Below are 25,964 nucleotides of genomic sequence, written 5' to 3'. Positions count from 1 at the left end.
GCGCAGGGGGTACGGGCTGCGCCGCGCATCGCGATCCTGCTGAGGGTCGATGGCTGGTGGCGCCGTTCCCCGCGCCCCTGGCGCGGGCGCGGGGCGGGGCTCGAAGGTCAGAGCCAGGGGCCGAGGGCCGGGGCACCCTCAATGGGCTGACGGTTCGTCAGGTAGGCGGCCAGAGAAGGGAGTTCGGCTTCCACGACGGGAAGGCCGCCGTCGTCCGCCGGGCGCCACTGCACGCTGCCGTCCGGGGTCCGCAGGGCGAACGCGGGCGCCCGCTTGGCGAGGACGTCCTCGCAGAGCGCGGCGAGGAAGCCTGCCGGGAGGTCGGCGAAGGTGACGCCCGCGGCCAGGTCGACCGCGTGGACGCAGGCTTCGCGGGCGCGCAGCCAGGGGAGTTCGGCGGCGGGGACGGTGCGGCCCTGGGCGGTGACGACGGGGGCCTGCCACTGCTCGGGGGTGAGGGCGTCCAGCGCGGCGGCCAGCCGTTCGGCGGATTCCCTTACCCAGTGGGTGAGTTCGGCGGCGGGCAGGGCGCGTCCGCGTTCGATGCCCGCGAGCCGTTCCGCCGGGGAGGCGTACATCGGGGTGGGGGTGCCGGTCGCGGCCCAGTGGACGAGGTTGCCGAGGGCGTCGGCGTTCGCGGCGAGGTGGGCGGCGAGGTGGGCGCGGGTCCAGCCGGGGAGCGGGCTGGGGGCGGCGTACTCGGCGGGGCCGAACGGGGCGGCGGCGGCCAGGAAGAGTTCGGTGCCGCGGGCGGCCCAGCCGCGGGCGTCCGCGGGGGTGCGGGTGCTCACGCGGCGCCGCCGTCCCGGACGACCCGGTTCTCCAGGCGGCCGAGGCCCTGGATCTCGGTGACGACCGTCTCGCCGCCGCGCAGGTAGCGGGCGGGCTTGCGGGCGTGGCCGACGCCGCCGGGGGTGCCGGTGGCGATCAGGTCGCCGGGGTTGAGGCGGACGACGGTGGAGACGTACTCGACCAGGGCGACCGGGTCGAACAGCAGGTCGCCGGTGTTGTCGGACTGCAGGGTCTCGCCGTCGACGGTGAGCGTGACGTCGAGCGCGGGGCGGACACCGCCGGGCAGTTCGTCGGGGGTGACCAGGTAGGGGCCGACGGGGGTGCTGGAGTCCCAGGTCTTGCCCTGGAGCCACTCGCGGGTCCGGAACTGCCAGTCGCGGCAGGTGATGTCGTTGAGGACGGTGAACCCGGCGATCGCGGCCTCGGCCTGCTCGCCGCGGGCGCGGCGCACGGTCTTGCCGACGACGAGGGCGAGTTCGACCTCCCAGTCGAACTCCTCGGTCTCCGCGGGGCGCAGGACGTCGTCGCCCGCGCCGATCAGCGCGTCGGCGAACTTGGCGAACAGGGTGGGGTGTTCGGGCAGGTAGCGGCCCATCTCCTGGATGTGGTTGCGGTAGTTGAGGCCGACGCACACCACCTTGGAGGGCCGCGGCACCACGGGCGCGAACTCGGCGCCCGCGAGCGGGTACGCGGTGCCGGTCGCGGTGGCGGCGACCGCCGCCCAGTCCTCCCGGGCGAGCAGCGCGCCGAGGTCGGGGTGCCCGAGGTCGACCAGGGTGTCGCCGTCGAGCCGGACGGCGCGGGTGGTGCCGCCGGTGCGGAGGGTGGCGAGCTTCATCGGGTGGTTCCTTCCGGGTGGGTGCGCTGCAGGTGCAGGGCTTCGAAGATCGGGGCGTCGCTGAACCGGAACAGGTCGAGCGCGCCGGAGTCGGAGTCGGTGGCGCCCGCCTCGGAGCGGACCGAGAGCGGCTGCCAGGACGGGACGGTGAACAGGTCGCCGCGGCTGACCGTCCAGGTCCGCTCGCCGACCGTGACGGTTCCGGAGCCGTCGAAGACCTGGTAGACGGAGGAGCCGGTCTCCCGGACGGGCGCGGTCTCGGCGCCGCGGGCGATCCGGTGCACCTCGGCCCGGATGGTGGGCAGCACGTCGCCCGCGGTGGCCGGGTCGGTGAACCGGACGGCGGCGTGGCCGGGTTCCACGGTGCCGCCGAACCCCTCGGCCTCCAGGGCGAGCTGGTCGGCCAGGGCCCGGTCGGTGTGCTCCCAGCGGTAGGCGAGCAGCGGGCTGCCGGGGCCGGGGCGCCCGGCACCGACGGGGCGCAGGCCGGGGTGGCCCCAGAGGCGTTCGGCGCGGGAGCGGTCGGGGGTGGCGCGTTCGGCGGCGGAGATCGCGTCGCGGCCGAACTCGAAGAACTGGGTCTCGCTCGTGTACTGGAACGGGATGTCGAGGCCGTCGATCCAGGCCATCGGCTCGCTGGTGGCGTTGTGGTGGGCGTGCCAGTTCCAGCCGGCCTGCGGGAGGAAGTCGCCGCGGCGCATGGCGACCGGGTCGCGGCCGACCACCGTCCACACGCCCTCGCCCTCGACGACGAAGCGGAAGGCGTGCTGGGTGTGGCGGTGCTCGGGGGCGTCCTCGCCGGGCATCAGGTACTGGATGGCGGCCCACAGGGTGGGGGTGGCGAACGGGCGGCCGCCGAGCCCGGGGTTGGCCAGCGCGATGGCCCGGCGCTCGCCGCCGCGCCCGACCGGGACCAACTCGCCCGCTCGGGACGCGAGTTCGCGCAACTGCTGCCAGCGCCACAGGTGCGCGGCGGCCTGCGAGCGGGGGTGGGCGGGCATCAGGTCGCCGATCTCGGTCCACAGCGGGACGAGCAGCTCCTGTTCGAAGCCCCGGTAGAGCTCGTGGAGCGCCGGGGTGACCTCGGGCTGCCCGTCCGCGGCGACGGCCTGGAGCCGGACCGGGGAGCCCGTTGCGGTGTCTGGGGCGGTGGTGGACTCGATCACGGGCTCAGCGTGCCTCGTCCCGCTCAGGAGAACGGGTAGATTCTTCAGAGCAGAACGAGAGCCGAGCAGCCGTCGAGAGGCCCCGCCGTGGACAAGCCGCTGAAGACCCCGCCGCCCTACCCGATCGCCAGCGTGGACCACGCGCTGCGGGCCGCGACCATGCTGCAGCTGGAGGGCGGGGCGACGGTCTCGCAGGTCGCCGAGCGCCTCGGCGTGGCCCGCTCCACGGCACACCGGATCCTGGGGATGCTGGTCTACCGGGACTTCGCGGTGCAGGGCGACGACCGGGTCTACCGGGCCGGCCCGGTGCTGGAGCTGGCCGCGCACTCGCGCTCGCTGGTCTCCCGGCTGCGCCCGGCGGCGCTGCCGCACCTGCGCCGGGCGGCGGACGTGCTGGACGAGACCGTGAACCTGATCGTCCGCTCCGGCGACACCGCCCGCTTCATCGCCAGCGTGGAGTCCGCGCAGACCCTGCGGGTGGGCTCGCGCGAGGGCATGGTCTTCCCGGCGCACCGCACCACCGCCGGGCTGCTGCTGCTCGCCGAGCTGACCGACGAGCAGCTGGAGGAGGTCTACGCACCCGAGCGCTACCGGGACCGGCCCGGCGAGCGCCCCGATCTGCCGCTTCTGCGGGCCGAGTTGGCGAAGGCGCGGCGCGGCGGGTTCGCGGTCAACCGGGAGCGCTCGGAACGCGGCCTGACCGCGGTCGGGGTGGCGGTCCGGGACGGAGCGGGGACCGCGGTGGCCGGACTGTCGGTGTCGATGCCGAGCGTGCGCTACGACCCGCACCGGCTGCAGTCGCTGGTGGCGGTGCTGGAGGCGGCGGCCCGCGCCCTGGAGGCGGACCTGGCCGAGCAGCCCTGAGCCGTTCGGCTGCGCACTGACGTTCCGTCAACTACTCTCACCGGCAGCAAGGTCGCGTACGTGACGCAGTGGAGTCCGAGAGGTGCACCCGCTCCGATGAACCACCAGGAACGTTTGAGTTTCGGCCTCAAGACCACCCCGATGCACGTCGACTACGACGACATCCTGCGGGTGTGGCAGGAGGCCGACGGAATTCCCGAGATCGAGCACGCGTGGCTGTGGGACCACCTGCTGCCCCTGGTCGGCCCCAAGGAGGGCAAGATCTACGAGGGTTGGACGCTGCTGTCCGCGCTCGCCGCACAGACCTCGCGGCTCAAGCTGGGCCTGCTGGTGACCAGCAACCGGATCCGGCAGCCCGCCGTGCTCGGCAAGATCGCGACCACCGTCGACGTCGTCTCCCGGGGCCGGCTGGTGATGGGCATCGGCGTCGGCGGCACCCACCAGCCGGCCGGCGCGGGCGGCATCGCCGGTGACAACCCGGCGATCGCGGAGTACGAGGCGTACGGGCTGACGCTCGTCCCGCCGGGCGAGGGCATCGCCCGGCTGGACGAGACGGTCCGCATCCTGAAGCGGATGTGGACCGAGAAGGAGTTCGACTTCGAGGGCCGCTACTACACCCTCAAGGGCAACCGCAACGAGCCCAAGCCGGTGCAGCCCGCCGGCCCCCCGCTGCTGATCGGCGGCTGGGGCGACCGGACGCTGCGGCTGGTGGCCGAGCACGCCGACATCTGGAACGTGCCCGGCCCGCCGCACAACCGGCTCGACTACATCGTCGAGCGCAGCCGCGTCCTGGACGGGCAATGCCGCGCGATCGGCCGGGACCCGGCGGAGATCCAGCGCTCGGTGCAGGTGATCGTCTCGTACGACGACGACGGGGCCAACCGCCGGGTCGTCCGCGAGCTGATCGGCGCCGGGCTGACGCACATCGTGCTGAGCCTGCCGCGCGGCTACCCGCAGGGCATCGTCCGTCGGCTGGCCGACGAGGTCGTCAACCCGCTGCGCGCGGAGCTGGCGGCCGGCTGAACCGCCCGGCCCGGGCAGCCCCGGGCCGACCGCGGCGGGCCGGGCGCGGAGCCGGGCCGGGCGCGCAGCCGGGCCGGGCGGGTTCGCGTCGGCGGCGTTCCGGGCTGCAGTCGCCCCTGCCGCCCTCCCGGACGGGGCGTCAGTCGGTGCCGTCGCGGCGCCGGTCCTCCGGGCGACCCGCCGGGCGCTCCTTCGGACGGTCCTTCAGGCGGTCCAGGGAGTCGACGTACTTGAGCATCAGGCGGGCGAAGTCGAGGCGTTCGGTGTCGGACCAGTCGGCGGTGATGTACTCGAACGCGGAGCGCTGGTGGCGGCGGAAGCGGGCCATCAGCTCGGCGCCCCGGGGGCTGAGGTGCAGGACGGTGCGGCGGCCGTCGTGCTGGGAGGCGGCGCGGAGCAGGTAGCCCGCCTTGATGTTGTCGGTGACCATCCGGCTGGCGACCGAGGGGTCGACGGCGAGGAGTTCGGCGATCGCGCCGACGGTGACCTCGGCCTCGGAGTCGCGGGTGTGCTCCAGGACGAGGTTGAGCACCAGGGTGCGGCTGAGGTCCTTGGCGGAGATGGGGTGCTCGACGTCCAGTAGCGAGGTGCGGCGCAGCTTGCCGAAGGCGGGGCCGACGGCGTCCAACAGCTCGTCGGCCGTGGGGTGCGGCCAGTGTTCCTCGTTCTTCGTCATGCGCCCATGGTAGGTGCGTGAACCAGAGCAACTGCATGGGCGGGCACAGAAATATGTTGCTCTGCAATTAGATGCATGACAGCATGCATCTACAGGGCGGCGCACCAGCTGTCCGTCCACCGTCTCTCCCCGGGGGTTCCCATGACCGTTCTCGTCACCGGCGCACGCGGCCAGGTCGGCCGCGCCGTCCTGCAGCAACTGCACGCCGCCGGGCGTCCCGTCCGCGCCGCCAGCGCCCGTCCCGCCGAGCTCGCCCTCCCGCCGGGGGTGCCGCGGGTGGAGCTGGTGCTGAACCGGCCCGACACCTTCGCCGCGGCGCTGGCGGGCGTCCGGCAGGTGTTCCTGTACCCGGAGCCCGCGGGCGTCGACGCGTTCGTCGCGGCCGCGGAGGCGGCGGGCGTGGAGCACGTGGTGCTGCTGTCCTCCGCGTCGGTGCTCGCGCCGGACGCCGAGAGCGACCCGCTGGGCGCCCACAACCTGGCGGTCGAGCGCGCCCTCACCGCCTCCGGCCTGAGCGCCACCCTGCTGCGGGCGGACGCCTTCGCCAGCAACGCGCTCGGCTGGGCCCGGTCGATCGGTGCCGGTCTTCCGGTCGAACTCCCCTATCCGGAGGCGCACGTGGCCCCGATCCACCCGGCGGACATCGCCGACGTCGCAGTCGCCGCACTGACCGCCAGCACCCCGGCCGCCCCCGCGCCCGCCGCCGGCGCCCCGGCCCGCCCCGGGCTGCGCGGCCGCGCCGTCACGCTCACCGGCGGCCAGTCGCTGACCCTGCGCGCCCAGGTCGGCGTGCTGGCCGAGGTGCTGGGCCGGGAGGTGCCGGTGCGGACGATCAGCCGGGCCGAGGCGGAGCGCCAGTTGTCCCGCTTCATGCCCGCCCCGCTGGTCGGCTCGCTGCTGTCCTTCTGGTCCGCCGCCACCGCGGGCCCCGCGACCGTCGGCGACACCACCCGCAGCCTGCTCGGCACCCCGGAACGCACCTTCCGCCAGTGGGCGGTCGAGAACGCGGCCGCCTTCGCCGCGAACTGACGCCACCTCATCTCTGCTCCCCCGCACCGGAGATGGCGGTTTGCCGGGCCGCCTCATCCGGTCGTACGCTGACGGCCGTCCGCGGGGGCCCGGCTCTCCGGCGCTGCCACCGCCACCCCTTCCGGAGGGCCGATGCTCGAGGTCTCGCTGTCCGCCGCGCCGCTGCTGTTCCCGGCCTTCGCCGTGCTCGGCGTGCTGCTCGGGGCGGTGGCGTTCCGGCTGGCCCGGCGGTGGGGGCGGCCGCCGCTCGGGCCGGTGCTGTGGGGCGTGGCGCTGGCGGGCGAGTTGGCGGCGACGCTGGCGCCGACCACCAGCGGGTCCTTCGGGCGGCCGAGCTGCGTCTTCGACCCGGGCGGCTGGGAGGTCGCGCACGGTCTGCAGGGGGCGCTGAACCTGGCCCTGTACGTGCCGCTGGCGGCGCTCGGCGGGTGGGTGTTCCGGCGACCGCTGTCCGTACTGGCCGGGTGCGTGCTGCTCTCCGCCACGACCGAGGTGCTGCAGACCGCGCTGCGGACGGGCCGTTCCTGCGACGCCGCCGACCTGCTCGACAACTCCTCGGGGGCGCTGCTGGGCACCGTCCTGGCCGCGGCCGCGCTGGCGGCGGGGCGGCGGTCGTTCGCCCGGCGGCGGGACGCGCTGGGCGCGCTGACCACCGCCGGTGGCGGCCTGGCGGCCGTCGCGCTGGTGGTGTGGCTGTACGTCCCGCTGTACGGCCCCGCGGGCCGCACCCCGCCCCGCCCGGACGTCACGGACGTCCTCGCCCCGGCGCATTACCTGACGGCGGGGCTGTTCGGCCCGGGCGGCCGGCTGGAGCGGACCTCGCCGGTGACCGACACCGCGCACTCGGCCCTCCCGCTGACCGAGGCGGTCACCGACCGGGGCCGGTTCCGGTTCGAGGCGGGCTCCGGCCGCCTGGTCTCCGTCGAGTTCACCGTCCCGGAGGCGTCCGGGCCCGCGCCGCGTCCGGAGGAGGAACTGCGCTACACCGCAACGGAGTTCGCCAGGACCTGGTTCCCCGACCTGGCCGCCGGTGCGCCCCTCCCCACCCTCGCCGCCCCGGGCCCGGACGGCTCCCGGCTGCTCACCTTCCGGCCGCCGGAGGCGTCCGACGGCCGGCTGCTGGAGGTGACCGTCTCGGCCTCCGGCCGGGTCCGCTCCGCCACCGCCACCCGCCTGCGCTGACCACCCCTCGGGCGGGAGCTCAGGCCAGCGCCGGGATCACCTGCTCCCCGTACGCGTCGATGGTGGCCTCCCGCGCGTCGTGCATCGCGTACACCGCGAACTGGTCGACGCCCAACTCCCGCAGCACGCGCAGCTTCTCGACGTGGGCGGCGGCGGGGCCGAGCAGGCAGAAGCGGTCGACGATGCCGTCGGGGACGAAGTCGGTGGAGGGGTTCCCGGCCCGGCCGTGGTGGCTGTAGTCGTAGCCGTGGCGGTCCTTGATGTAGGCGGTGAGCTCCTCGGGGACGAGGTCGGAGTGCTCGCCGTACCTGGCGACCAGGTCGGCGACGTGGTTGCCGACCATGCCGCCGAACCAGCGGCACTGCTCGCGGGCGTGGTCGAGATCGTCGCCGACGTAGGCGGGGGCGGCGACGCAGACGGTGACGGCGGCGGGGTCGCGTCCGGCGTCCTCGGCGGCCCGGCGGACGGCCTTGACCATCCACTCGGTGAGGTACGGGTCGGCGAGCTGGAGGATGAACCCGTCGGCCTTCCGCCCGGCGAGGGCGAGCGCCTTCGGCCCGTACGCGGCCATCCAGACGGGCAGTCGGCCGTCCCTGATCCAGGGGATCCGGACCGGGTTGCCGTCGACCTCGGCCTCCCGCCCCTCGGCGAGGTCGCGGATGGCGTCGATGGCGGCGCCGAGCCGGGCGAGCGTGTTGGGGCGGCGCCCGGCGACCCGCATCGCGGAGTCGCCGCGGCCGATGCCGCAGACCGTCCGGTTGCCGTACATGTCGTTGAGGGTGGCGAAGGTGGAGGCGGTGACCTCCCAGGTGCGGGTGCCGGGGTTGGTGACCATCGGGCCGACCCGGAGGCGTTCGGTGTGCTCCAGGATGCGGCTGTGGATGACGAAGGGCTCCTGCCAGAGCACGGCGGAGTCGAAGGTCCAGCCGTGGCTGAACCCGGCCCGTTCGGCGCGGCGCATCAGGTCGACGACCTTCGCGGCGGGCGGGTCGGTCTGCAGGACGAGTCCGAAGTCCACGCGGGGGCTCCTCGAAGGGGGTCAGAGGTACTGGCAGGCGGAGCGCGGCAGGAAGGCGCCGTGCCCGGGGCGGCCGAGGTAGTCGCCGCGGTCGAGCAGCACCTCGCCGCGGGAGAGCACGGTCTCGACCCGTCCGGTGACGGTGCGGCCCTCGTACGCCGAGTAGTCGACGTTCATGTGGTGGGTGGCGGCGGAGAGGGTCTGGACGGCGTGCGGGTCGTAGATGACCAGGTCGGCGTCGGAGCCGGGGGCGATGGTGCCCTTGCGCGGGTGGAGGCCGAACATCCGGGCGGGGGCGGCGCAGGCGAGGTCGATCCAGCGGCGGCGGCTGATCCGGCCCTCGACCACGGCCTGGTGCAGCAGGTCCATCCGGTGCTCGACGCCGGGCAGGCCGTTGGGGATCTTGGAGAAGTCGCCGACGCCCAGTTCCTTCTGGCCCTGGAAGCAGAACGGGCAGTGGTCGGTGGAGACCACCTGCAGGTCGTCGGTGCGCAGGCCGCGCCACAGGGCCGCCTGGTGGTCCCTGGGGCGCAGCGGGGTGGAGCAGACGTACTTGGCGCCCTCGAAGCCGGGTTCGGCGAGGTTGTCGGTGGAGAGGAACAGGTACTGCGGGCAGGTCTCGCCGAAGACGGGCAGTCCGAGGTCGCGGGCGGCGGCGAGTTCGGCGAGCGCCTCGCGGGCGGAGACGTGCACCACGTAGAGCGGCGCCCCGGCGACCCGGGCGAGCTGGATCGCGCGGTGGGTGGCCTCGGCCTCCAGCAGCGCCCGGCGGACCTCGCCGTGGTACCGCGGGTCGGTCTCGCCGCGGGCCAGGGCCTGTTCGACCAGGACGTCGATGGCGGGGCCGTTCTCGGCGTGCACCATGGTGAGCGCACCGACCTCGGCGGCCCGCTGCATGGCGCGCAGGATCTGTCCGTCGTCGGAGTAGAAGACGCCGGGGTAGGCCATGAACAGCTTGAACGAGGTGACGCCCTCGCCGACCAGGCCGGGCATCTCGCGCAGCACCGACTCGTTGACGTCCGAGACGATCATGTGGAAGGCGTAGTCGACCGCGCAGTTGCCGTCGGCCTTGGCGTGCCAGTCGTCGAGTCCGGCGCGCAGCGAGGAGCCGCGGGTCTGGACCGCGAAGTCGACGATGGTGGTGGTGCCGCCCCAGGCGGCGGCGCGGGTGCCGGTGGCGAAGGTGTCGGAGGCGCGGGTGCCGCCGAAGGGCATCTCCATGTGGGTGTGCGCGTCGACGCCGCCGGGGACGACGTACTTCCCGCTCGCGTCGAACACCTGGTCGGCGCTCCACTGCTGGCTGCCGGGCCGGGCGAGGGCGACGACCCGGCCGTCCTCGACCAGCACGTCGGCGGGCGTCTCCTCGGCGGCGGTGATCACCAGGCCGCCGGTGATCAGGGTGCGGGCCACCGCGCTCAGCCCTCGGTCAGCGGGCCGTAGGCGTCCGGGCGCCGGTCCCGGTAGAACGCCCACTGCTGGCGGACCTGGTCGATCATGCCCAGGTCGAGGTCGCGGACGACGAGTTCCTCGCTCTTGTCGGAGGCCACCTCGCCGACGAACTGGCCGCGCGGGTCGACGAAGTAGCTGGTGCCGTAGAAGTCGTCGTCGCCGTACTCCTCGACGCCGACCCGGTTGATCGCGGCGACGAAGTACTCGTTGGCGACGGCGGCGGCGGGCTGCTCCAGCTGCCAGAGGTACGCGGACAGGCCGCGGCTGGTCGCCGACGGGTTGTAGACGATCTCGGCCCCGGCCAGGCCGAGCGCCCGCCAGCCCTCCGGGAAGTGCCGGTCGTAGCAGATGTTCACGCCGACCTTGCCGACCGCGGTGTCGAACACCGGCCAGCCCAGGTTGCCGGGCTTGAAGTAGTACTTCTCCCAGAAGCCGTGCACCTGCGGGATGTGGTGCTTGCGGTACTTGCCCAGGTAGCTGCCGTCGGCGTCGATCACGGCGGCGGTGTTGTAGTAGAAGCCGGGCCTCTCGATCTCGTACACCGGCGCGACCACCACGATCCCCAACTCCCGTGCCAGCGCCTGCATCCGGCGCACCGTGGGCCCGTCGGGGACGGGCTCGGCCCAGGCGTAGTGCTCGGGTTCCTGCACCTGGCAGAAGTACGGGGCGTTGAACACCTCCTGGAACCCGATGACCTGCGCGCCCTGCGCGGCGGCGTCCCGCGCGGCGCGTTCGGCGGCGGCGAGCATGGTCTCCTTGTCACCCGTCCACGCGGTCTGGAACAGGGCGGCCCTGACGACACGACCCATGGCCGTACTCCTCGGCTCGAAGGCGCAAAGGCGCAGCGGGAAGAGCGCGGTAGCGCTGTAGACCGTCGAGACTAGGAGTTCCGCGGCGGATGGGCGGTTGCCACGCGGGAGCGGGGGATAAATCGGTCCGGCGGGCGGTCCGCGGCCCCTCGCGGGCAGAGGCCGGTGCCCGGCGGCGCGGGCGGGCGCGGCGTACGGGCGGCTCAGCCGGCGGGGGCGGGCAGCAGGCGGTCCAGGGCGCGGCGGGTCCGGGTGGCGGCGAGCGGGTCGCGGAGCAGTTGCAGGGCCTGGTTGAGGGCCAGGTAGATGCCGGTGAGCTCGTGGACGACCTGCTCGGGGTCGGTGTCGGCGGGCAGTTCCCCGGCCTCGACGGCGAGCCGGACCTCACCGGCCAGGCGGCGGCGCCACACCATCAGCAGCCGGGCGACGTTGCGGCGGACCGGGCCGTCGTGGGCGTCGAACTCGACGGCGGCGGTGGTGAACAGGCAGCCGCCGGGGAAGACCTCGCTGGCGTGCTCCAGGTAGTCGATCCAGCTCTGGCAGACCGCCCGCAGGCGGCGCAGGCCCGGTTCGGCGGCCGCCGCCGGGTCCCAGACCAGGGCGGTGAAGAGGGTGGAGGCCCGTTCCAGGGTGGCCAGTTGGAGGGCCTCCTTGGTGCCGAAGTGGCCGAGCACGCCCGCCTTGGACAGGCCGAGGTCGCCGGCCAGCCGTCCGATGGTCAGGCCCTCCAGTCCGTCGACCGAGGCGAGGGCCACGCTCCGGTCGATGATCCGGGCCCGGGTCCGGCGGGCCTCGGCCATGGTGCTGCGCGGGCTCATCGCTCCTCCTCCGTGCTCCGTCCCGTCCGGGCGCCTGCGGTGCGCGCGTTCCGCGCCCAGGTCCGGAATCCTACGCGGGCGGCGCGCCCGTCCGGCGATCCGCGGGACGGTGCTCCATCAGCAGGTTCCCGTCCGCCGGGCGCTCCCCCACCGTCCGGAACCCGGCCTTCTCCCAGGCCCGCACGGCCCGGACGTTCGCCGCCGCCGGGTCGACGGTCACCCGCCGCCACCCCAACTCGCCGACCAGGTGGGCCAGCAGCGCCCGCGCGGCGTCCGGCCCGAGCCCGCGGCCCCTGGCCTGCGGCCGCAGCACCAGGTCGATGCCGCCGCCGTCCGGCCCGGCCCGCCAGTACTGGGCGTAGCCGACCGGGGCGTCCCCGTCGAGCACCAGGAAGGACTCCACCCGCGGGCGGCGCCGCCCCAGGTACTTCGCGGCCACCTCCGCGCGCGACAGCGGCACCCCGCCCCAGTGCTCCACGAACCCGGGGTCGGCGAACCACCCGGCCAGCAGCTCCAGGTCCCCCTCCCCGGTCGGCACCAGCCGGGTCAGCGCCCCCTCCAGCACGCTGCCACCGCTCACGGTTCCTCCTCGCCCCGCTCCCCCACCCCGTCACGGGCCCACTGTCACACACCCCGGGGCCGTCGGCGGCACGATCGGTGAGCACCCGGCGCTCCTGCCGCGCACCGGACGTCGGCCGGCGGTCGCGGCGTGGCGGCCCCCGGCCCCGACGGTGCGCCGGTCGCTGCCGCGGGGGCTGCTGCGTGCGCTGCCGTGGCGGCCGCCGCCGTCGGTCACCCCGGCGGTCCTTGCCTCCGCGCCCGGCCTGCCCCGGTCGCTGCCGGCCCGGGCCCGTCCGGGAGCAGGCCGGCGCGTCGGGCCTTCAGGGTGGCCCAGTCCGCGAGGTTGCCCCGCGGGTCGGCCCGCAGGACGGCCAGGTGTTCGGGCCAGCCGGGGCTGCGCAGGAGCGCGGTCAACTGCTCGCGGACCGCGGCGCGGCCGTCCTCCGGGTGTTCGGCGAGGTGGGCGGCCAGCGTCAGGACGGAGCGGTAGCGGTCGGTGCCGGGGGCGAGGCGGACGACGTGGCGGGCGTAGTGGGTGAGCAGGTGGTCGGTGTCGTCGAGGTGGGCGAGGGTGGCGCCCATGCCGTGGCCCTCGGCGGCGGCGCGCAGCAGCCGCCCGGCCTGGTCGACGCTCTCGGGGTCGGCGTGCGGGTCGGCGATCGCCCGGCCGACGGCGGCGGCGACGAGCGTCTCGCCCGCGAAGCAGCCGGTGAAGTCGCCCTCGTCGGCGGCCCGTCGGCGCAGCCAGTGGACGGCCCGCGGGTCGGCGGGCCGGTCGGGCACGGCCAGCGGGTGGGGGCCGGAGCGCCAGGGGTAGCGGGCCCGGGGCGCGGCCAGCCGGTTCAGCGCGTGGACGCAGTGCGTGCGGTCGATGCCGGTGGTCCGTTCGGCGAGCCAGATCAGGGCCGGTACCGCCGCCGGTGTCCGCAGGCGTTCCAGCACGTGCGCGGGCAGGCCGCCGAACGGCTGGCCGAGCAGGCCGACGGTCCGGACCAGCGGCACCTCCCGCTCGGTGGCGGTCCCGACGAGCAGCAGCAGCCCGGCCGCCACCGCGTCCCGTTCGGTGCCGTGCCGCACCAGGCGGCGGCCGACCGTCCGCAGCAGCTCGGGCGGGTGGCGCCGGGCCAGCGCGCCGATCGCCGGGTCGGGCCACCGCGGCACCGGCAGCTGCGCCAGCCCGCAGGCCAGCTGCCGGAGCGCGGTCGGGGTCAACGGCCGGGCCAGGCGCTGCTCCAGCAGGGCGGCGACCCGGGCGCCCGCGGGCTCCGGCCGTGCGGGGCACCGCTGCTGGGCCCGGCGGTACCGCTCTTCGTCCGGCAGCGGCACCGTCCGCGGCAGCAGGGCGTCGGGGGCCGCCCGGTGCAGTCGCAGCGCGTGCTCGTACAGCGGGACGCGGCCCCGCGTTCCGGGGGCGGTCACCGCAGGGGGGCGGACTCGTTCCTCTTCACGCCCCGGAGCCTGGCAGCGCGGGCCCCCGCCCCGCAAGCCCCTTTCCCGCTCCCGCCCTCGCCCGCCCGTCGAACCGGTGCCCCGGTCGGCGGCGCCGCGTACCCTCGGCCCCGTGCCCCGCCATCCGAAGAAGCCCCGCCGCCTGGTCGTCGAAGGACGCGTGTACCTGTGGACCCTCCGGCACAGCCACCGCTCCCCGGACGGCGGCCGGTCCGCGGCCTGCCGCGAGACGCTCACCCTGTACCCGCAGCCGGCCCGCAGCGGCGGCCCCCTGCGCATCGTCTTCGCCGAACGCCCTGGCAGCTACGTCCCGGGCGGCTTCCCGCTGGGCTCGGGGGACGTGGGCGACGTCCACGGCAGCTCGCTGAACCTGCACGAACCCGGCGCCGTCCGGGCCCTGCTGGACGCGGCGACGGCCCGCGGCTGGCGCCCCGACGGGCCGTCGGCGGTCGAGGTCGACGGCTGGCTCCTGCTGGAGGAGGCGGGCGCCGCCCGGCGCGGGGCCACCTGAGCCCCACCGGGGTGGGCACCGGCGGCGCTCCGCGGGCGTCCGGGGGGCCGCCCGGGGCCGTCCGCCGTTCCGGGCCGCGGGCGTTGCCGGAGGAACGGTGGCCGGCTCCCGCTCGCTGCCGAGCCGTCAGGACGGTGGTTCGTCGGAGCAGGGGACGTCCCAGGCGACGGGGACCGAGGCCGCGCCCGGCCGGGCCCGGAGGACCCGGACGGCGTCCTCGACGCGACCGAGGTCGAGGAGGTGGTGGGCCAGGACGGTGGGGTGGGAACCGGGGTGCCGTTCGAGGAGGGCGACGGCTTCCTCGCTGCGGCCGGCCTCGGCGAGTAGCTGCGAGAGGGACCAGGCCGCGTACCAGGTGTCGCCCTCGGGGTGCGCCCGGGCCTGCTCGATCGCTTCGTCGCGGAGGCCGCAGTCGACCATGAGCGGCAGCCGCACGCGGAAGGAGTCCCAGTCCTCCTCACCGCCACGGCGCTCCCTGCGGGCGTCGAGGTAGGCCAGCGCCTCCCGGGCGCGGCCGTGCTCGGCGTACAGGGTGCACAGCGCGTCGACGCCGCAGTCGTCCGCGCCGTCCGGGGAGTCCGCCAGGGCGCGCACCTCCGCGATCGCCTCGTCGATGCGGCCGCGCCGGACCAGGAGCCGGGACAGGAGGTGGCCCACGCGCTCCGCGCCGTGGGGCTTCTCGGCGAAGGCCCGGTAGACGGCGGTCGCTCCCTCCTCGTCGCCGCGCTCCTCCAGCACCTCGGCCAGGCGCTGCGCGGCGTGCCCGTGCTGCTCGGAGTCGGCGTACGCGCGCAGTTCCCCGATCCGTCCGTGCCTGGCCAGCAGGTCGGCCAGCGCGTCGCGGCCGTTGACCGACGTCACCTCCCGGCGGGCCAGCAGGGCGATCGCCTCCTCCACCCGGCCCTGCCGCTCCCGGACGGCGGCGAGCAGGTCGAAGGCGTTGGACGGCTCCAGCCGGAGCCTGCTGCAGTCGGGGTCGTCGCAGGCCGGGACCGCCGCCGCGATCCGGGCCTCCAGCAGCGCCGCGGCCTCCTCGTCCAGGTCGGCCGTCGCGGCGACGTCGACCAGGGCCTCGGCGAGGAACCAGTCCTCGACACCGGGCCGCAGCAGCGCGAACGCCTCCTCGGCCCGGCCGTGGCGGGCCAGCAGCCGCGCGAAGAAGTGCAGGGCCAGTCGGCCGCCGGTCCGCGCACAGGGACGGAACAGCTCGATCGCCTCCTGCGCCCGTCCCCAGCTCTCCAGCAACTCGGCCCGGGCCCGGGCGGCCGACCACCAGCCCGTCGCGACGTACGGGTCGAGCACGTCCAGCGCCTGCCGGTACCGCTGCCGCTCGCCCAGCAGCCGTGCCCACTCCAGCGCGCAGAACCACTCCCCGCGCCCGGCCTGGAACTCCACCTCCCGCTCGTGGCCGAGTTCCAGCAGCCTGGTCACCAGCGAGGGGGGAATGCAGCCCGACAAGGTCCGGGCCCGGTAGTCGAGATCAGCGGCGTCCACGGCACGGCACCCTAGTCCCGGTCACCGACACGGCCACCGCCCTCGGCCGGTTCCGCTCCGGCACGTCGAGCACGTCGGCCGGACTTCGTCGGGACCCGTCAAGGTGCTTGAATCCCCTGCATGACGGACTGGTCCCGACTCAGCCACGCCTACGGCCCCGCCCAGGACATCCCGGCCCTCCTCGACGCCATGAGCCCGGACCCGGACGACTCCTGCTGGAACCGGCTGTGGTCCGCCCTGTGCCACCAGGGCGCGGCCTTCTCGGCCAGCTACGCGGCGCTCCCGGCCCTGGCCGACGCGGCCCGGCGCTGGTCTCCGGCGGAGCGGCGGCAGCCGCTCTACCTGGCGGGCGCCATCGTCGCCGCCACCGACCGCCCCGACGACGGGGAGGACCCCTACGTCTCCCGCGCCGCGGAGATCGCCGCGATGCGGGAGCTCACCGAGGAGGCCCTGCGGGATCCCGGGCTGGCCGAGAACCCCCGCGACTACGTCTCGCTCCTGGGGACGCTGCTCACCTTCGAGGGGGTCGAGGTCTGGGGCGAGCAGATCGACGGCCTCAACGGCGAGGAGTACGAACTGGCCTGCCCCGCGTGCGAGACCGAGAACTCGGTCGTCTTCGGCGAGCACGGCTACTTCTCGACCACCGACCACCTGTACGTGCTCCGCACCCCCGCCAGGCAGTTCCCCCTCCAGCCCCGGGATCCCTCGGAGCTGCAGGGCCTGGCCGGCCGACTGCACGCACGCATCCTCGCCGACGGCCACCCCGACCTCGCGCACAAACTGACCTACGTCTTCGGCACGGCCCGGTGCGCGGAGTGCAGCACGCCCTTCGACGTTGCGGAAGCCGTCGTCGCCCGCTGGGGCGCCTGACGGACCGGGGGAACGGCGCCCCGGCCGCCGAGCAGCACGTCGGCCGGTTCGGGGTGCTGCTCGTCCTCGCTGTCCGTGCCGCCCAACGCGGCGCGGCCCGCGGCCCGGCTCTCCTCGGTCCGGCCGGTGAGGAAGTGGTGGCCGCCGTTGCGGAGGAAGGCGTGGCGCCAGGTTCCGGGGTGTGCGGACGCCGTCCGCCGTCCGCAGGACCTCGGCCCGCGAGGACGGAGCCGCCCTAGCGGGCCCGGCGCCTCTCCTGGCCGGTGGCCCTCGGCGCCCGGGACCGCATCCACGCGCCCCCGGCGAGGAAGGCCAGCACGCCCAGCACTCCCATGCCGGCGCTCCAGCCCACCTTCTCCAGGACCGCGACGACCAGCCCCACCAGTCCCTCCCCGCCGGGGTCCTCCCCCGGTGCCGGGGCCTCACCCGCCAACAGGCCGGACACTGCGCCGTACGCTGCCCGGCCACCTGTCAGGACGACCGTCATGGTCTCTCCTCTCCACCTTCCGGGGTCCCCACCTTGCAGACCGTCCCACGGGCTGTCGGGTGCTCCCCGTGCGTGATCGTTCCGCACGGAGTATCGAGTGTCCGTGCTGACGTGGACAACGGCCCACCGTGTTCCGGTTCCGCCGCCGCTCGGCGCAGGCGGAGCCAGGACGACCCGTGGGCCGCTACGAACGGGTTCCGCGCGGAGCCCCCCTTCTAGCCGTCCCGCCGCAGCCGGACTTCGCCGGGGCGGGCCGTCGGCACCGGATGCGGACGGCCCCGCCGCCGACGGCCCGGCGTATAGCTTCCGACCGATCGGTTGCTATATTCCGGGCCGTTGCCCCGGCACCGGCCGGGGCCGCTGCGGAAGGGGAACGTCATGCCCGGAGTCCGGATCGCCGCTCTCGGCCACCACCAGCCCGCCCGGGTGCTCACCAACGACGAGTTGGCGACGATGGTGGACACCAACGACGAGTGGATCCGGCGGCGGACCGGAATCGTGACCCGGCGGATCGCCGCGGCGGAGGAGTCGGTGACCGACCTGGCGGCGGGGGCGGCCGCGAAGGCGCTGGCGGCCTCGGGGCTGGACCCGGCGGACATCGGGCAGGTCACGGTGGCCACCTGCAGCGCGGTGGACCGCTGCCCGTCGATCGCGGCGCAGGTCGCGGGGCGGCTGGGCATCCCGTCGGCGGTGGCGTTCGACCTGAACAACGGGTGCGCCGGGTTCTGCACCTCGCTGTCGGTGGCGAGCCACTCGCTGCTGGCGGGCGGAGCGAAGCACGCGCTGGTGATCGGCGCGGAGAAGATGTCGGACCTGGTCGACTGGACGGACCGGCGCAGCTGCATCCTGCTGGGGGACGGCGCGGGCGCGGCGGTGCTGTCGGCGACGGAGGGCGCGGAGAGCGGGATCGGCCCGGTGGTGTGGGGTTCGGACCCGTCGCGGGCGAGCGCGGTGCGGCTGCTGGACGAGTGGCACCCGCGGTTCGAGCAGGACGGCCAGGCGGTGTTCCGGTGGGCGACGACCGAGCTGCCCGCGCTGGCCGAACAGGCGTGCCGGGCGGCCGGGTTGAGCCCGGCGGAGCTGGACGGGGTGGTGACCCACCAGGCGAACCTGCGGATCATCGAGTCGCTGGTGCAGAAGCTGGGCCTGTCCGAGGACGCGGTGATCGCCCGGGACGTGGTGGACTCCGGCAACACCTCGGCGGCGTCCGTCCCGCTGGCGCTGGCGAAGCTGGTGGAGCGCGGCGAGCTGCGCCCGGGGGCGCGGGTCCTGCTGTTCGCGTTCGGCGGCGGCCTGTCCTGGGCCGGCCAGGTGGTCACCTGCCCGTGAGGGCCGGCCTCCCCGCGGGCCGGCCCGGGGCCGGGAGACCGGTCAGCAGGTGCAGCTGACGGTGAGCGCGATGCTCTCCGGCGGCGGCGGGGAGCCGTCGTAGGGGGCGATCCAGACGGCGACGCCCCGGCCGCCCTCGGTCGCGGTCATGCGCAGGCGCTGGCCGAGGCCGAGCGGGGAGCCGTCGCCGTTGGTGACGTGGGTGTCGCCTGGGGTCAGGCCCTGCGGGCAGATGGCCTCGACCCCGCCCGGGGAGCCGACGGCGGTGACGGTCTCCGGTTCGAGGGCGGCGGCGGGGCCCGCCCCGACGGCCAGCAGGGCCGCAGCCAGGCCGAGGCCCGGGCCGAGGATGCGCGTGCGGATCATGGGTGTCCTTCCGTGCGTTCGCGCCGCCCGCGTCCGTTCGTGGGCGGTCGATCCGCATCATCTCCGTCACGGAGCGTGATCTCACCGGCTCCGGGAGCAACCACTCGTTCGGCCGGAGCGCGGAGCGGGAGGGCGGCGCGGGCCCGGCGCGGGGGCGAGCTTTGCCCGCGGTGATCCCGGGCGGGCAAGATAGCGGGGTGACCCTCCTGGACCTGATGCCGAAGCCCGCCACGCCCGACTCGCTGTTCGAGACCTTCGCCGAGTGGGCGTCGGAGCGCGGCATCACCCTCTACCCCGCCCAGGAGGAGGCGCTGATCGAGCTGGTCTCCGGGAACAACGTGATCCTGGCGACGCCGACCGGCTCGGGCAAGTCCCTGGTCGCGGCGGGCGCGCACTTCGCCGCGCTGGCCGAGGGGAAGCGGACGTTCTACACCGCGCCGATCAAGGCGCTGGTGTCGGAGAAGTTCTTCGACCTGTGCAAGGTCTTCGGCACCGAGCAGGTCGGCATGATGACCGGCGACGCCTCGGTGAACCCGACCGCGCCGATCATCTGCTGCACCGCCGAGGTGCTGGCGCAGATCGCCCTGCACGACGGCCCGCGCGCCGACATCGGCCAGGTCGTGATGGACGAGTTCCACTTCTACGCCGAGCCGGACCGCGGCTGGGCCTGGCAGATCCCGATCCTGGAGCTGCCGCAGGTGCAGTTCCTGCTGATGTCGGCGACCCTCGGCGACGTGCGCCGCTTCGAGGAGGACCTGACCCGCCGCACCGGCCGCCCGACCACCGCCGTCCGCTCGGCGACCCGCCCGGTGCCGCTGTTCTACGAGTACCGGCGCACCAACCTGCACGACACGCTGGAGGAGCTGCTGAACACCGGCCAGGCGCCGGTGTACGTCGTCCACTTCACCCAGAAGGAGGCGGTGGAGCGGGCGCAGTCGCTGATGAGCATCAACATGTGCACGAAGCAGGAGAAGGACGCGATCGCCTCGCTGATCGGCAACTTCCGCTTCACCACCAAGTTCGGCCGCAACCTGTCCCGGTACGTGCGGCACGGCATCGGCGTGCACCACGCGGGCATGCTGCCCAAGTACCGCCGCCTGGTGGAGCGCCTGGCGCAGGCGGGCCTGCTGAAGGTGATCTGCGGCACCGACACGCTCGGCGTGGGCGTCAACGTGCCGATCCGCACGGTGCTGTTCACGGCGCTGTCCAAGTACGACGGGCAGCGGGTGCGGATCCTGCGGGCCCGCGAGTTCCACCAGATCGCCGGACGCGCGGGCCGGGCCGGGTTCGACACCGTCGGCCAGGTGGTGGCGCAGGCGCCGGAGCACGTGGTGGAGAACGACCGGGCGCTGGCCAAGGCCGGGGACGACCCGAAGAAGCGCAAGAAGGTGGTCCGCAAGAAGGCCCCGGACGGCTTCGTCTCCTGGACGGAGGAGACCTTCGAGCGCCTGATCGGGGCCGACCCGGAGCCGCTGGTCTCCCGGTTCAAGGTCAGCCACGCGATGCTGCTGTCGGTGATCGGCCGCCCGGGCAACGCCTTCGAGGCGATGCGCAAGCTGCTGACCGACAACCACGAGGACCGCGCCTCCCAGCGCCGCCACATCCGCACCGCGATCGCCATCTACCGCTCGCTGCTGGAGGGCGGCGTGGTCGAGCAGTTCGACGAGCCGGACGCCGAGGGCCGCATCGCGCGCCTGACCCTCGACCTGCAGGAGAACTTCGCGCTCAACCAGCCGCTGTCCACCTTCGCGCTGGCCGCCTTCGACCTGCTCGACCCGGAGTCGCCCTCGTACGCCCTGGACGTGGTCTCGGTGGTCGAGGCGACGCTCGACGACCCGCGGCAGATCCTCGCCTCGCAGGAGAACAAGGCGCGCGGCGAGGCCGTGGCGGAGATGAAGCGCGACGGCGTCGAGTACGAGGAGCGGATGAACCGGCTCCAGGAGATCAGCTACCCGAAGCCGCTGGAGGAGCAGCTCGGCCACGCGTACGAGGTGTACCGCCGGGCGCACCCGTGGATCGGCGACCACCCGCTGCGGCCGAAGTCCGTGGTGCGCGACCTGTACGAGCGCGCGATGACCTTCACCGACTACGTGGGCTTCTACGAGCTGGCCCGCACCGAGGGCATCGTGCTGCGCTACCTGGCGGGCGCGTACAAGGCGCTGGAGCAGACCGTCCCGGACGACATCAAGACCGACGACCTGAAGGACGTGATCGCCTGGCTGGGCGAGCTGGTCCGCCAGGTCGACTCCTCGCTGCTGGACGAGTGGGAGGCGCTGGCCAACCCGACCGAGCCGGAGGCCGCCGAGGTCCGCCTGGACGACAAGCCCGCCCCGGTCACGGCCAACGCCCGGGCCTTCCGCGTCCTGGTCCGCAACGAGCTGTTCCGCCGGGTCGAGCTGTGCGCCCTGGAGCACTACGACGAACTGGCCGCGCTGGACGGCGAGGACGGCTGGGACGCCGACCGCTGGGCCGACGCGATGGACGGGTACTGGGAGGAGTACGACGACCTGTTCACCGGCCCGAACGCGCGCGGCCCGAAGATGCTCCTGATCGAGGAGGTCGAGGACGAGGGCCTGTGGCGCGTCCGGCAGATCTTCGACGACCCGAACGGCGACCACGACTGGGGCATCTCCGCCGAGGTCGACCTGTACGGCTCGGACGAGGAGGGGCGCGCCGTCGTCAAGATCACCTCGGTGGGCGCGCACTGACCTCCCGTCAGGCTCCCGGCTGCTGCTGCGCGTAGTGCGCGAGGTACGCCAGCAGCCGGGGGTCGGTGGGGCCGTCGCCGTCCGTGAAGTCCCGGTGGATCCGGCTCTCCACCCAGTAGCGGTAGGCGAACTCCTCGAACGAGGCGGCGCACCAGCGGATCGCCGCCGGGTCCGCCGTCTCCTCCTCGGTCAGCTCGCCCTCGGCCAGCAGTTCGTAGTCGCTCTCGTACTCGTTCCAGGAGTGCACCACGAAGCACTCCCCGCCGGGCCGCAGGTAGAGGTACCAGACCACGCAGTCCTGCTGGTCGCGGAAGAAGCGGACCAGGTACGCGCCGGGCTCGACCGGGCTGGGCAGCGGGCCCGAGAGGTCCGTCCAGTTGCCGGCCGGCGCCACGTCGTCCAGCGACCAGAGCAGCCGCCCGTCGCGGTGGTAGGTCAGGAAGTCCGTCGGCAGCGCCAGCCCGAGGTCGGCCACCGCCCGTTCCAGTCGGGCGAGTTCGGCCTCCGACGACTCCGGCACCGGCTCCCCGCTCGGGCCCCCGAGCCAGTCGAAGGAGCCGGTGAACAGGCCCGGGTCCAGCGGGGGCAGGGTGTCGGACGGGTAGAGCTCGTAGGTGTGCGCGCACTCCCGGTGGGGGCCGAGCTCGTGGTGGCACCATTCGGCTTCGAAACGGACGGTCATGTGGGCCTCGGCGGTTCGGCGGGGTGTCGGCGTCCCGCAGGCTAGCGGTGCCCGCCGACAGTCCGGGGCGGGCCCGTAGGATGGCGCGGTGGAGGAGCTGGTGCGGGTGCCGCCGGAGGTCCGGGAGCGGTTCGCCGTCCGGTTCGGGGGCGGGGTGGCCGACTGGTGCGACGCGCTGCCCGCCCTGGTGCGCGAGTTGGCCGGGCGGTGGGGTCTGGAGGTCGCCTCGGCGGGCGGCGGCGGGACGTCGCGGGTGTTCCGCTGCGTGCGGGGCGGCGAGGCGGTGTGGCTGAAGCTGACGCCGGAGCCCGCGATCGCCCGCGAGGAGGCCGAGGCGCTGCGCGGCTGGGCGGCCGTGCCCTCGGTCGTCCCGCTGCTGGCGGCGGACCTGCCCGCCGGGGCCCTGCTGCTGGCGGACGTCCGGCCCGGCACACCGGTGCGGCAGCTCGGCTGGCGGCTGCCCGAACTCGCGTCCCTGCTGCGGGACTTGCGTGCCCCCGTGACACCGGCCGCGGGGTCGGTGCTCCGGCCGCTGTCCCACCGGGTCGACCTCGTCTTCGACCTCGCCGAGCGCCGCGGCCGCACCGGCCTGGCCCCGCACCGGGCGGCGGCCCTGGAGCTGGCCGCCGACGGCCCGGTCGCCCTGGTGCACGGCGACCTGCACCCGTCCAACGTCCTCTCCGGCCCCGGCGGCCGCCTGGTGGCCATCGACCCGCGGCCGAGCCGGGGCGACCCGGACTTCGACGCGGTCGACTGGGTGCTGACCGGCCCGGGCACCCTGGAGCGGCGCATCACCGACCTGGCCGCCCTCGTCCCGGGTCTCTCCCCCGACCGCCTGCACGCCTGGTGCCGCGCCCTGGCCCCCCTCGGCGGCTGACGGCGGCCCCGGCGCCGGTGCCCGGCGGGGCGGTTCAGGGCCGCCCGGGGGACGGCGCGGCCGGTTCCCCGGTGCGGTGTGCCGCGGCGAAGGCCTCGCGGGCCCGGCTGCCGGGCGGGGCCAGGCAGGCGAAGACGTACCGGCCGGGCTCGGGGAGGGCCAGCACGGTGTACTCCAGCACCTCGGTGTCCAGCGCGGGGTGGCGCACGTGCAGGCGGCCGGGGCCGGGCGGGCCCGCCCGGTGCTGCGACCAGAGGGCGGCGAAGGCCGGGCTGGCGGCGGAGAACCGGCCGACCAGGTCGGCCAGCGCCCGGTCGGCCGGGCGGTCGACGTGGTGCGCCCGCAGCGAGGCGACCAGGTCGGCGCCGATCGAACGGTCCGGGGCGTGGTTGTCGGCGCTGCGCGAACCGTACGGGCAGCAGAACACCTGCCAGAGCAGGTTGCGCTCGTGCGGGGGCCGCCGGGCGGGCTCGGCCATCAGCAGGGCGGCCGGCCGGTTCCAGGCCAGCAGGTCGAAGGTCGGGCCGGTGACGAACGCCGGTGCGGCGTCCAGGGTGTCCAGCAGCGCCAGGGTGCTCGCCGAGACGGCGGCCCGCCCCGCCCGGTCGCCCTCCCGTTCCCGGACGGGGCGTCCGCCCGCCAGCCGGTGCAGGTAGGCCCGCTCGGCGTCGGCCAGGTGCAGGGCGTCCGCGATCCCGTCCAGCACCGGCCCGGTCGGCACCCGCTGGCGCCCCTGCTCCAGCCGGGCGTAGTAGTCGGGCGAGATCCCGGCCCGGGCCGCGACCTCCTCCCGCCGCAACCCCGGCGTCCGGCGCCGTCCGCTCGCGGCCACACCCGCCTCGGACGGCACCAGACGGACACGACGGGCGCGCAGGAACGCCCCCAACGGGGTCTCGGGCATGCCCGTCACCCTCCCACACCCGCGCCGCCCCAACCAGGACCTGCCGGGTCCCGGCTACCGAACCGCCGAGGGGACGGGAACACGCCCCTGCCGGGAGCGACGGGAGGAGGCGAAACCGCCGGCACGGCAAGGCAGTTGGCCGACCCCGGCAGGAGCGCGCCCCTTGTCGGGACCTGGCGGGTCTCGGATCGGTGGTCCCCGGTGCGGGTGGCCGCTGGTGGGGGCGGGACGGGGGCGGCACCCTCTCCGGCATGGGACTTCTCGAGGACAAGGTCACGATCGTCACCGGCGCGGGGCGCGGCATCGGTGCCGCGGCCGCGCGGCTGTTCGCGCGGGAGGGGGCGGCGCTGGTGCTGGCCGCCCGGAGCGGGGACGAGGTGGAGGCGCTGGCCGCCGAGCTGCGGGGGCGGGGGGCGCGGGCGGTGGCGGTGGCCGCGGACCTGACCACCGCCGCGGGTGCGGACCGGCTGGTGGACGCCGCGCTGGACGCGTACGGCCGGCTGGACGCGGCGTTCGACAACGCGGGCAACGGCCTGCCGCCCGCGCCGCTGGGCGAGCGGGCCGAGGACGACTGGGACGCCGTCCACGCGCTGAACCTGCGCGGCACCTGGCTGTGCCTGCGGGCCCAGCTCGCCGCGCTGGTGGCGGGCGGCCGGGGCGGGGCGGTCGTGGTCAACTCGGGCGTGGGGGCGCTGGTCGGCGGGTTCGGCGACGGGGTGCAGCAGGCCGCGAAGCACGGGCTGACCGGTCTGGTGCGGGCGGCGGTGGCCGACTACGCGCCGCTCGGCATCCGGGTCAACGCGGTGGCGCCGGGCGTGGTGCGCACGCCCGGCACCGAGCAGTTCTTCGCGCTCGGCGCGCCCTTCGCCGACCTGGTGGCCCGCTCGACCCCGCTGGGGCGCCCGGCCCGGGCGGAGGAGGTCGCGCAGGCCGCGGCCTGGCTGCTCAGCGACCGCGCCTCGTACGTGACGGGCGTGACCCTGCCGGTGGACGGCGGGATCACCGCGACCCGGCGCTTCGACTGAGCGCCAGGAACCGCGCCACGGTGCGGGCGCAGTCGGCGGGCGGGGTGCGGGTGGTGTCGACCTCCAGGTCGTAGTGGACGCCGCGGTGGACGCGGACGGCCTGGTCGGCGGCCATGCCGGTGGTGCGGTCGCCGCGGGCGCGCTCGCGGGCGGCGGCCTCGGCGGGGTCGCAGCGGACGCCGACCCAGAGCACGCCCAGGCCCGCCAGGGCTTCGCGCCAGCGCTGCTGGGAGGCGGGGCCGCCGAGGAACACGTCGTCGACGACGACCGGTGCGCCGGCCCGGGCGGTGGCGGCCACCCCGGCGGCCCAGGCGGCCTCCAGAGCGCGGAAGCCGTCGCCGACGGAGACGGTGCCGTCGGCGGCGAGGTCGAGGTCGGTGCCGGACGGGGGCAGCGCGTCGATCAGGCCGTCGATGCCGAAGAGCAGCCAGGGCTCCGGCAGGAGGCCCTGGAGCGCCCGCGCGAGACTGGTCTTGCCGCTGCTGGAACCGCCGTTGAGCACGATCACCCGGACGTCCACCCGGCCCGCCCTAGGACGCGCTGTCGTCGGCACCGCCGTCGCGGTGCGGCTCCAGGCGGTCGACCGTCCGTCCGCTCCACGCCCGGATGACCGAAGCCTGCTCGGGGGTGAGCGGGTCCAGGAAGTGGCGGCGGATGTTGCCGCCGTGCACGAGGACGGCGTCCCGGGCGGCGCGGCGGCCCTCGGCGGTCAGTCCGATCCCCGCGCGGCGGCCGTCGGTTCCGTACCGGGTGCGCCGGACGAAGCCGCGTTTCTCCATCCGCGTCAGCTGGTGGGAGACGCGGCCCTTGTCCCAGTCGAGCGTCTCGGCGAGCTCACCGACCCGCAGTTCGCGGCCGGCGGCCCGCCACAGCGTCACCAGCACGCTGAACTCGGCCTTCGAGATGTCGCAGTCGCGCTGCAGACCGCGCTCCAGCTCCCTGACGAGCAGGCGCTGCGCACGCATCCAGGCGTCCCAGAGCTCCCACTCCTCGGGCTCCAGCGGTCGAGTCTCCGTCATGTCGACGAGACTACCGCGACC

27 protein-coding genes are annotated in these 25,964 nt (G+C 75.3%); 10 read left to right on the top strand and 17 right to left on the bottom strand.

What is annotated here, in order from left to right; genetic code table 11:
* Positions 1–107 precede the first annotated feature (107 nt).
* The 3 genes from QSK52_RS10025 to QSK52_RS10015 are packed head-to-tail and all read right to left on the bottom strand — an operon-like array spanning position 108 to position 2,796.
* Positions 108–791: a maleylpyruvate isomerase family mycothiol-dependent enzyme gene (locus tag QSK52_RS10025; RefSeq protein ID WP_285735593.1), complete on the bottom strand. Its 684-nt coding sequence runs from the start codon at positions 789–791 to the stop codon at positions 108–110.
* Positions 788–1,630, bottom strand: coding sequence for a fumarylacetoacetate hydrolase family protein (locus QSK52_RS10020; protein ID WP_285735592.1), 843 nt, complete (start codon positions 1,628–1,630; stop codon positions 788–790). The genes QSK52_RS10025 and QSK52_RS10020 overlap by 4 nt, the downstream gene beginning before the upstream one ends.
* Positions 1,627–2,796: a cupin domain-containing protein gene (locus tag QSK52_RS10015; RefSeq protein WP_285735591.1), complete on the bottom strand. Its 1,170-nt coding sequence runs from the start codon at positions 2,794–2,796 to the stop codon at positions 1,627–1,629. The genes QSK52_RS10020 and QSK52_RS10015 overlap by 4 nt, the downstream gene beginning before the upstream one ends.
* Positions 2,797–2,883: 87 nt before the next feature.
* Between QSK52_RS10015 and QSK52_RS10010 the strand changes: the two genes are divergently transcribed.
* Both QSK52_RS10010 and QSK52_RS10005 read left to right on the top strand, forming a co-directional pair.
* Positions 2,884–3,660: an IclR family transcriptional regulator gene (locus QSK52_RS10010; RefSeq protein ID WP_285735590.1), complete on the top strand. Its 777-nt coding sequence runs from the start codon at positions 2,884–2,886 to the stop codon at positions 3,658–3,660.
* Between the two features lie 96 nt (positions 3,661–3,756).
* Positions 3,757–4,683, top strand: coding sequence for an LLM class flavin-dependent oxidoreductase (locus QSK52_RS10005; protein ID WP_285735589.1), 927 nt, complete (start codon positions 3,757–3,759; stop codon positions 4,681–4,683).
* Positions 4,684–4,822: 139 nt separating this feature from the next.
* On the opposite strand, the gene QSK52_RS10000 is transcribed toward QSK52_RS10005, so the two are convergent.
* A complete protein-coding gene (locus QSK52_RS10000) occupies positions 4,823–5,359 on the bottom strand; it encodes a MarR family winged helix-turn-helix transcriptional regulator (protein ID WP_285735588.1) in 537 nt (178 codons plus the stop codon).
* A gap of 141 nt (positions 5,360–5,500) precedes the next feature.
* Here QSK52_RS10000 and QSK52_RS09995 point away from each other — a divergent pair, with 141 nt between their 5' ends.
* Together QSK52_RS09995 and QSK52_RS09990 are read left to right on the top strand one after the other, a co-directional pair.
* Positions 5,501–6,388, top strand: coding sequence for an NAD(P)H-binding protein (locus QSK52_RS09995; RefSeq protein ID WP_285735587.1), 888 nt, complete (start codon positions 5,501–5,503; stop codon positions 6,386–6,388).
* A gap of 132 nt (positions 6,389–6,520) precedes the next feature.
* Entirely contained in the window at positions 6,521–7,570 is a 1,050-nt protein-coding gene (locus tag QSK52_RS09990) for a VanZ family protein (protein WP_285735586.1), read from the top strand.
* Between the two features lie 19 nt (positions 7,571–7,589).
* Here the strand turns inward: QSK52_RS09990 and QSK52_RS09985 are convergent, their stop codons facing one another.
* The 6 genes from QSK52_RS09985 to QSK52_RS09960 all read right to left on the bottom strand — a co-directional run bounded on the left by QSK52_RS09985 (position 7,590) and on the right by QSK52_RS09960 (position 13,644).
* On the bottom strand, positions 7,590–8,588 hold the full coding sequence (locus QSK52_RS09985) for a TIGR03842 family LLM class F420-dependent oxidoreductase (RefSeq protein ID WP_285735585.1): 999 nt from the start codon (positions 8,586–8,588) through the stop codon (positions 7,590–7,592).
* 21 nt (positions 8,589–8,609) lie between these two features.
* Positions 8,610–9,998 (bottom strand): dihydropyrimidinase, encoded by a 1,389-nt coding sequence (gene hydA, locus QSK52_RS09980; protein ID WP_285735584.1) that lies wholly within the window; start codon positions 9,996–9,998, stop codon positions 8,610–8,612.
* 5 nt (positions 9,999–10,003) lie between these two features.
* Entirely contained in the window at positions 10,004–10,846 is an 843-nt protein-coding gene (locus QSK52_RS09975) for a nitrilase-related carbon-nitrogen hydrolase (protein WP_285735583.1), read from the bottom strand.
* Between the two features lie 203 nt (positions 10,847–11,049).
* The gene (locus QSK52_RS09970) at positions 11,050–11,664 is read right to left on the bottom strand and encodes a TetR/AcrR family transcriptional regulator (RefSeq protein ID WP_285735582.1); all 615 of its coding nucleotides are present in this window, start codon (positions 11,662–11,664) and stop codon (positions 11,050–11,052) included.
* 70 nt (positions 11,665–11,734) lie between these two features.
* On the bottom strand, positions 11,735–12,244 hold the full coding sequence (locus tag QSK52_RS09965; RefSeq protein WP_285735581.1) for a GNAT family N-acetyltransferase: 510 nt from the start codon (positions 12,242–12,244) through the stop codon (positions 11,735–11,737).
* A 212-nt stretch (positions 12,245–12,456) separates the two neighbouring features.
* A complete protein-coding gene (locus QSK52_RS09960; protein WP_285735580.1) occupies positions 12,457–13,644 on the bottom strand; it encodes a hypothetical protein in 1,188 nt (395 codons plus the stop codon).
* A 142-nt stretch (positions 13,645–13,786) separates the two neighbouring features.
* Between QSK52_RS09960 and QSK52_RS09955 the strand changes: the two genes are divergently transcribed.
* Positions 13,787–14,185 (top strand): hypothetical protein, encoded by a 399-nt coding sequence (locus QSK52_RS09955; protein ID WP_285735579.1) that lies wholly within the window; start codon positions 13,787–13,789, stop codon positions 14,183–14,185.
* 126 nt (positions 14,186–14,311) lie between these two features.
* Here QSK52_RS09955 and QSK52_RS09950 read toward each other — a convergent pair whose 3' ends face one another.
* The gene (locus QSK52_RS09950) at positions 14,312–15,679 is read right to left on the bottom strand and encodes a tetratricopeptide repeat protein (RefSeq protein ID WP_285735578.1); all 1,368 of its coding nucleotides are present in this window, start codon (positions 15,677–15,679) and stop codon (positions 14,312–14,314) included.
* A gap of 120 nt (positions 15,680–15,799) precedes the next feature.
* On the opposite strand from QSK52_RS09950, the gene QSK52_RS09945 reads away from it, so the two are divergent.
* Positions 15,800–16,549 (top strand): hypothetical protein, encoded by a 750-nt coding sequence (locus tag QSK52_RS09945; protein WP_285735577.1) that lies wholly within the window; start codon positions 15,800–15,802, stop codon positions 16,547–16,549.
* 235 nt (positions 16,550–16,784) lie between these two features.
* Here the strand turns inward: QSK52_RS09945 and QSK52_RS09940 are convergent, their stop codons facing one another.
* Positions 16,785–16,931, bottom strand: coding sequence for a hypothetical protein (locus QSK52_RS09940; RefSeq protein ID WP_285735576.1), 147 nt, complete (start codon positions 16,929–16,931; stop codon positions 16,785–16,787).
* 483 nt (positions 16,932–17,414) lie between these two features.
* On the opposite strand from QSK52_RS09940, the gene QSK52_RS09935 reads away from it, so the two are divergent.
* Complete coding sequence (locus QSK52_RS09935; RefSeq protein ID WP_285735575.1) at positions 17,415–18,365, top strand: beta-ketoacyl-ACP synthase III; 951 nt, start codon at positions 17,415–17,417, stop codon at positions 18,363–18,365.
* A gap of 42 nt (positions 18,366–18,407) precedes the next feature.
* Here the strand turns inward: QSK52_RS09935 and QSK52_RS09930 are convergent, their stop codons facing one another.
* Complete coding sequence (locus tag QSK52_RS09930; RefSeq protein WP_285735574.1) at positions 18,408–18,731, bottom strand: hypothetical protein; 324 nt, start codon at positions 18,729–18,731, stop codon at positions 18,408–18,410.
* Positions 18,732–18,928: 197 nt separating this feature from the next.
* Here QSK52_RS09930 and QSK52_RS09925 point away from each other — a divergent pair, with 197 nt between their 5' ends.
* A complete protein-coding gene (locus tag QSK52_RS09925) occupies positions 18,929–21,439 on the top strand; it encodes a DEAD/DEAH box helicase (protein ID WP_285735573.1) in 2,511 nt (836 codons plus the stop codon).
* 7 nt (positions 21,440–21,446) lie between these two features.
* Here the strand turns inward: QSK52_RS09925 and QSK52_RS09920 are convergent, their stop codons facing one another.
* Positions 21,447–22,121: a hypothetical protein gene (locus QSK52_RS09920; RefSeq protein ID WP_285735572.1), complete on the bottom strand. Its 675-nt coding sequence runs from the start codon at positions 22,119–22,121 to the stop codon at positions 21,447–21,449.
* Positions 22,122–22,209: 88 nt separating this feature from the next.
* Here QSK52_RS09920 and QSK52_RS09915 point away from each other — a divergent pair, with 88 nt between their 5' ends.
* Positions 22,210–22,998: an aminoglycoside phosphotransferase family protein gene (locus QSK52_RS09915; RefSeq protein WP_285735571.1), complete on the top strand. Its 789-nt coding sequence runs from the start codon at positions 22,210–22,212 to the stop codon at positions 22,996–22,998.
* Positions 22,999–23,032: 34 nt separating this feature from the next.
* On the opposite strand, the gene QSK52_RS09910 is transcribed toward QSK52_RS09915, so the two are convergent.
* The gene (locus QSK52_RS09910; RefSeq protein WP_285735570.1) at positions 23,033–23,899 is read right to left on the bottom strand and encodes a helix-turn-helix transcriptional regulator; all 867 of its coding nucleotides are present in this window, start codon (positions 23,897–23,899) and stop codon (positions 23,033–23,035) included.
* A 251-nt stretch (positions 23,900–24,150) separates the two neighbouring features.
* Here QSK52_RS09910 and QSK52_RS09905 point away from each other — a divergent pair, with 251 nt between their 5' ends.
* Complete coding sequence (locus QSK52_RS09905) at positions 24,151–24,924, top strand: SDR family NAD(P)-dependent oxidoreductase (protein ID WP_285735569.1); 774 nt, start codon at positions 24,151–24,153, stop codon at positions 24,922–24,924.
* Here QSK52_RS09905 and cpt read toward each other — a convergent pair.
* Both cpt and QSK52_RS09895 read right to left on the bottom strand, forming a co-directional pair.
* Entirely contained in the window at positions 24,899–25,444 is a 546-nt protein-coding gene (gene cpt / locus QSK52_RS09900; RefSeq protein ID WP_285735568.1) for a chloramphenicol phosphotransferase CPT, read from the bottom strand. The genes QSK52_RS09905 and cpt overlap by 26 nt on opposite strands.
* A 10-nt stretch (positions 25,445–25,454) precedes the next feature.
* Entirely contained in the window at positions 25,455–25,943 is a 489-nt protein-coding gene (locus QSK52_RS09895) for a MarR family winged helix-turn-helix transcriptional regulator (RefSeq protein ID WP_285735567.1), read from the bottom strand.
* Positions 25,944–25,964: the final 21 nt, after the last annotated feature.

Origin of the sequence: Kitasatospora phosalacinea, from assembly GCF_030268885.1 — a bacterium.
Classification (GTDB): Bacteria; Actinomycetota; Actinomycetes; order Streptomycetales; family Streptomycetaceae; genus Kitasatospora; species Kitasatospora phosalacinea_C.
The sequence above is the reverse complement of the archived record's forward strand: the minus strand, read 5'-3'. Positions and strand labels throughout refer to the sequence as shown.

Coding starts and splice junctions, on each gene's coding strand:
- QSK52_RS09970 (WP_285735582.1), bottom strand. CDS start 11,664: ATGAGCCCGCGCAGCACCATGGCCGAGGCCCGCCGGACCCGGGCCCGG.
- QSK52_RS09935 (WP_285735575.1), top strand. CDS start 17,415: ATGCCCGGAGTCCGGATCGCCGCTCTCGGCCACCACCAGCCCGCCCGG.
- QSK52_RS09975 (WP_285735583.1), bottom strand. CDS start 10,846: ATGGGTCGTGTCGTCAGGGCCGCCCTGTTCCAGACCGCGTGGACGGGT.
- QSK52_RS10020 (WP_285735592.1), bottom strand. CDS start 1,630: ATGAAGCTCGCCACCCTCCGCACCGGCGGCACCACCCGCGCCGTCCGG.
- QSK52_RS09905 (WP_285735569.1), top strand. CDS start 24,151: ATGGGACTTCTCGAGGACAAGGTCACGATCGTCACCGGCGCGGGGCGC.
- QSK52_RS10000 (WP_285735588.1), bottom strand. CDS start 5,359: ATGACGAAGAACGAGGAACACTGGCCGCACCCCACGGCCGACGAGCTG.
- QSK52_RS10005 (WP_285735589.1), top strand. CDS start 3,757: ATGAACCACCAGGAACGTTTGAGTTTCGGCCTCAAGACCACCCCGATG.
- QSK52_RS09930 (WP_285735574.1), bottom strand. CDS start 18,731: ATGATCCGCACGCGCATCCTCGGCCCGGGCCTCGGCCTGGCTGCGGCC.
- QSK52_RS09920 (WP_285735572.1), bottom strand. CDS start 22,121: ATGACCGTCCGTTTCGAAGCCGAATGGTGCCACCACGAGCTCGGCCCC.
- QSK52_RS09990 (WP_285735586.1), top strand. CDS start 6,521: ATGCTCGAGGTCTCGCTGTCCGCCGCGCCGCTGCTGTTCCCGGCCTTC.
- QSK52_RS09945 (WP_285735577.1), top strand. CDS start 15,800: ATGACGGACTGGTCCCGACTCAGCCACGCCTACGGCCCCGCCCAGGAC.
- QSK52_RS09995 (WP_285735587.1), top strand. CDS start 5,501: ATGACCGTTCTCGTCACCGGCGCACGCGGCCAGGTCGGCCGCGCCGTC.
- QSK52_RS09910 (WP_285735570.1), bottom strand. CDS start 23,899: ATGCCCGAGACCCCGTTGGGGGCGTTCCTGCGCGCCCGTCGTGTCCGT.
- QSK52_RS09895 (WP_285735567.1), bottom strand. CDS start 25,943: ATGACGGAGACTCGACCGCTGGAGCCCGAGGAGTGGGAGCTCTGGGAC.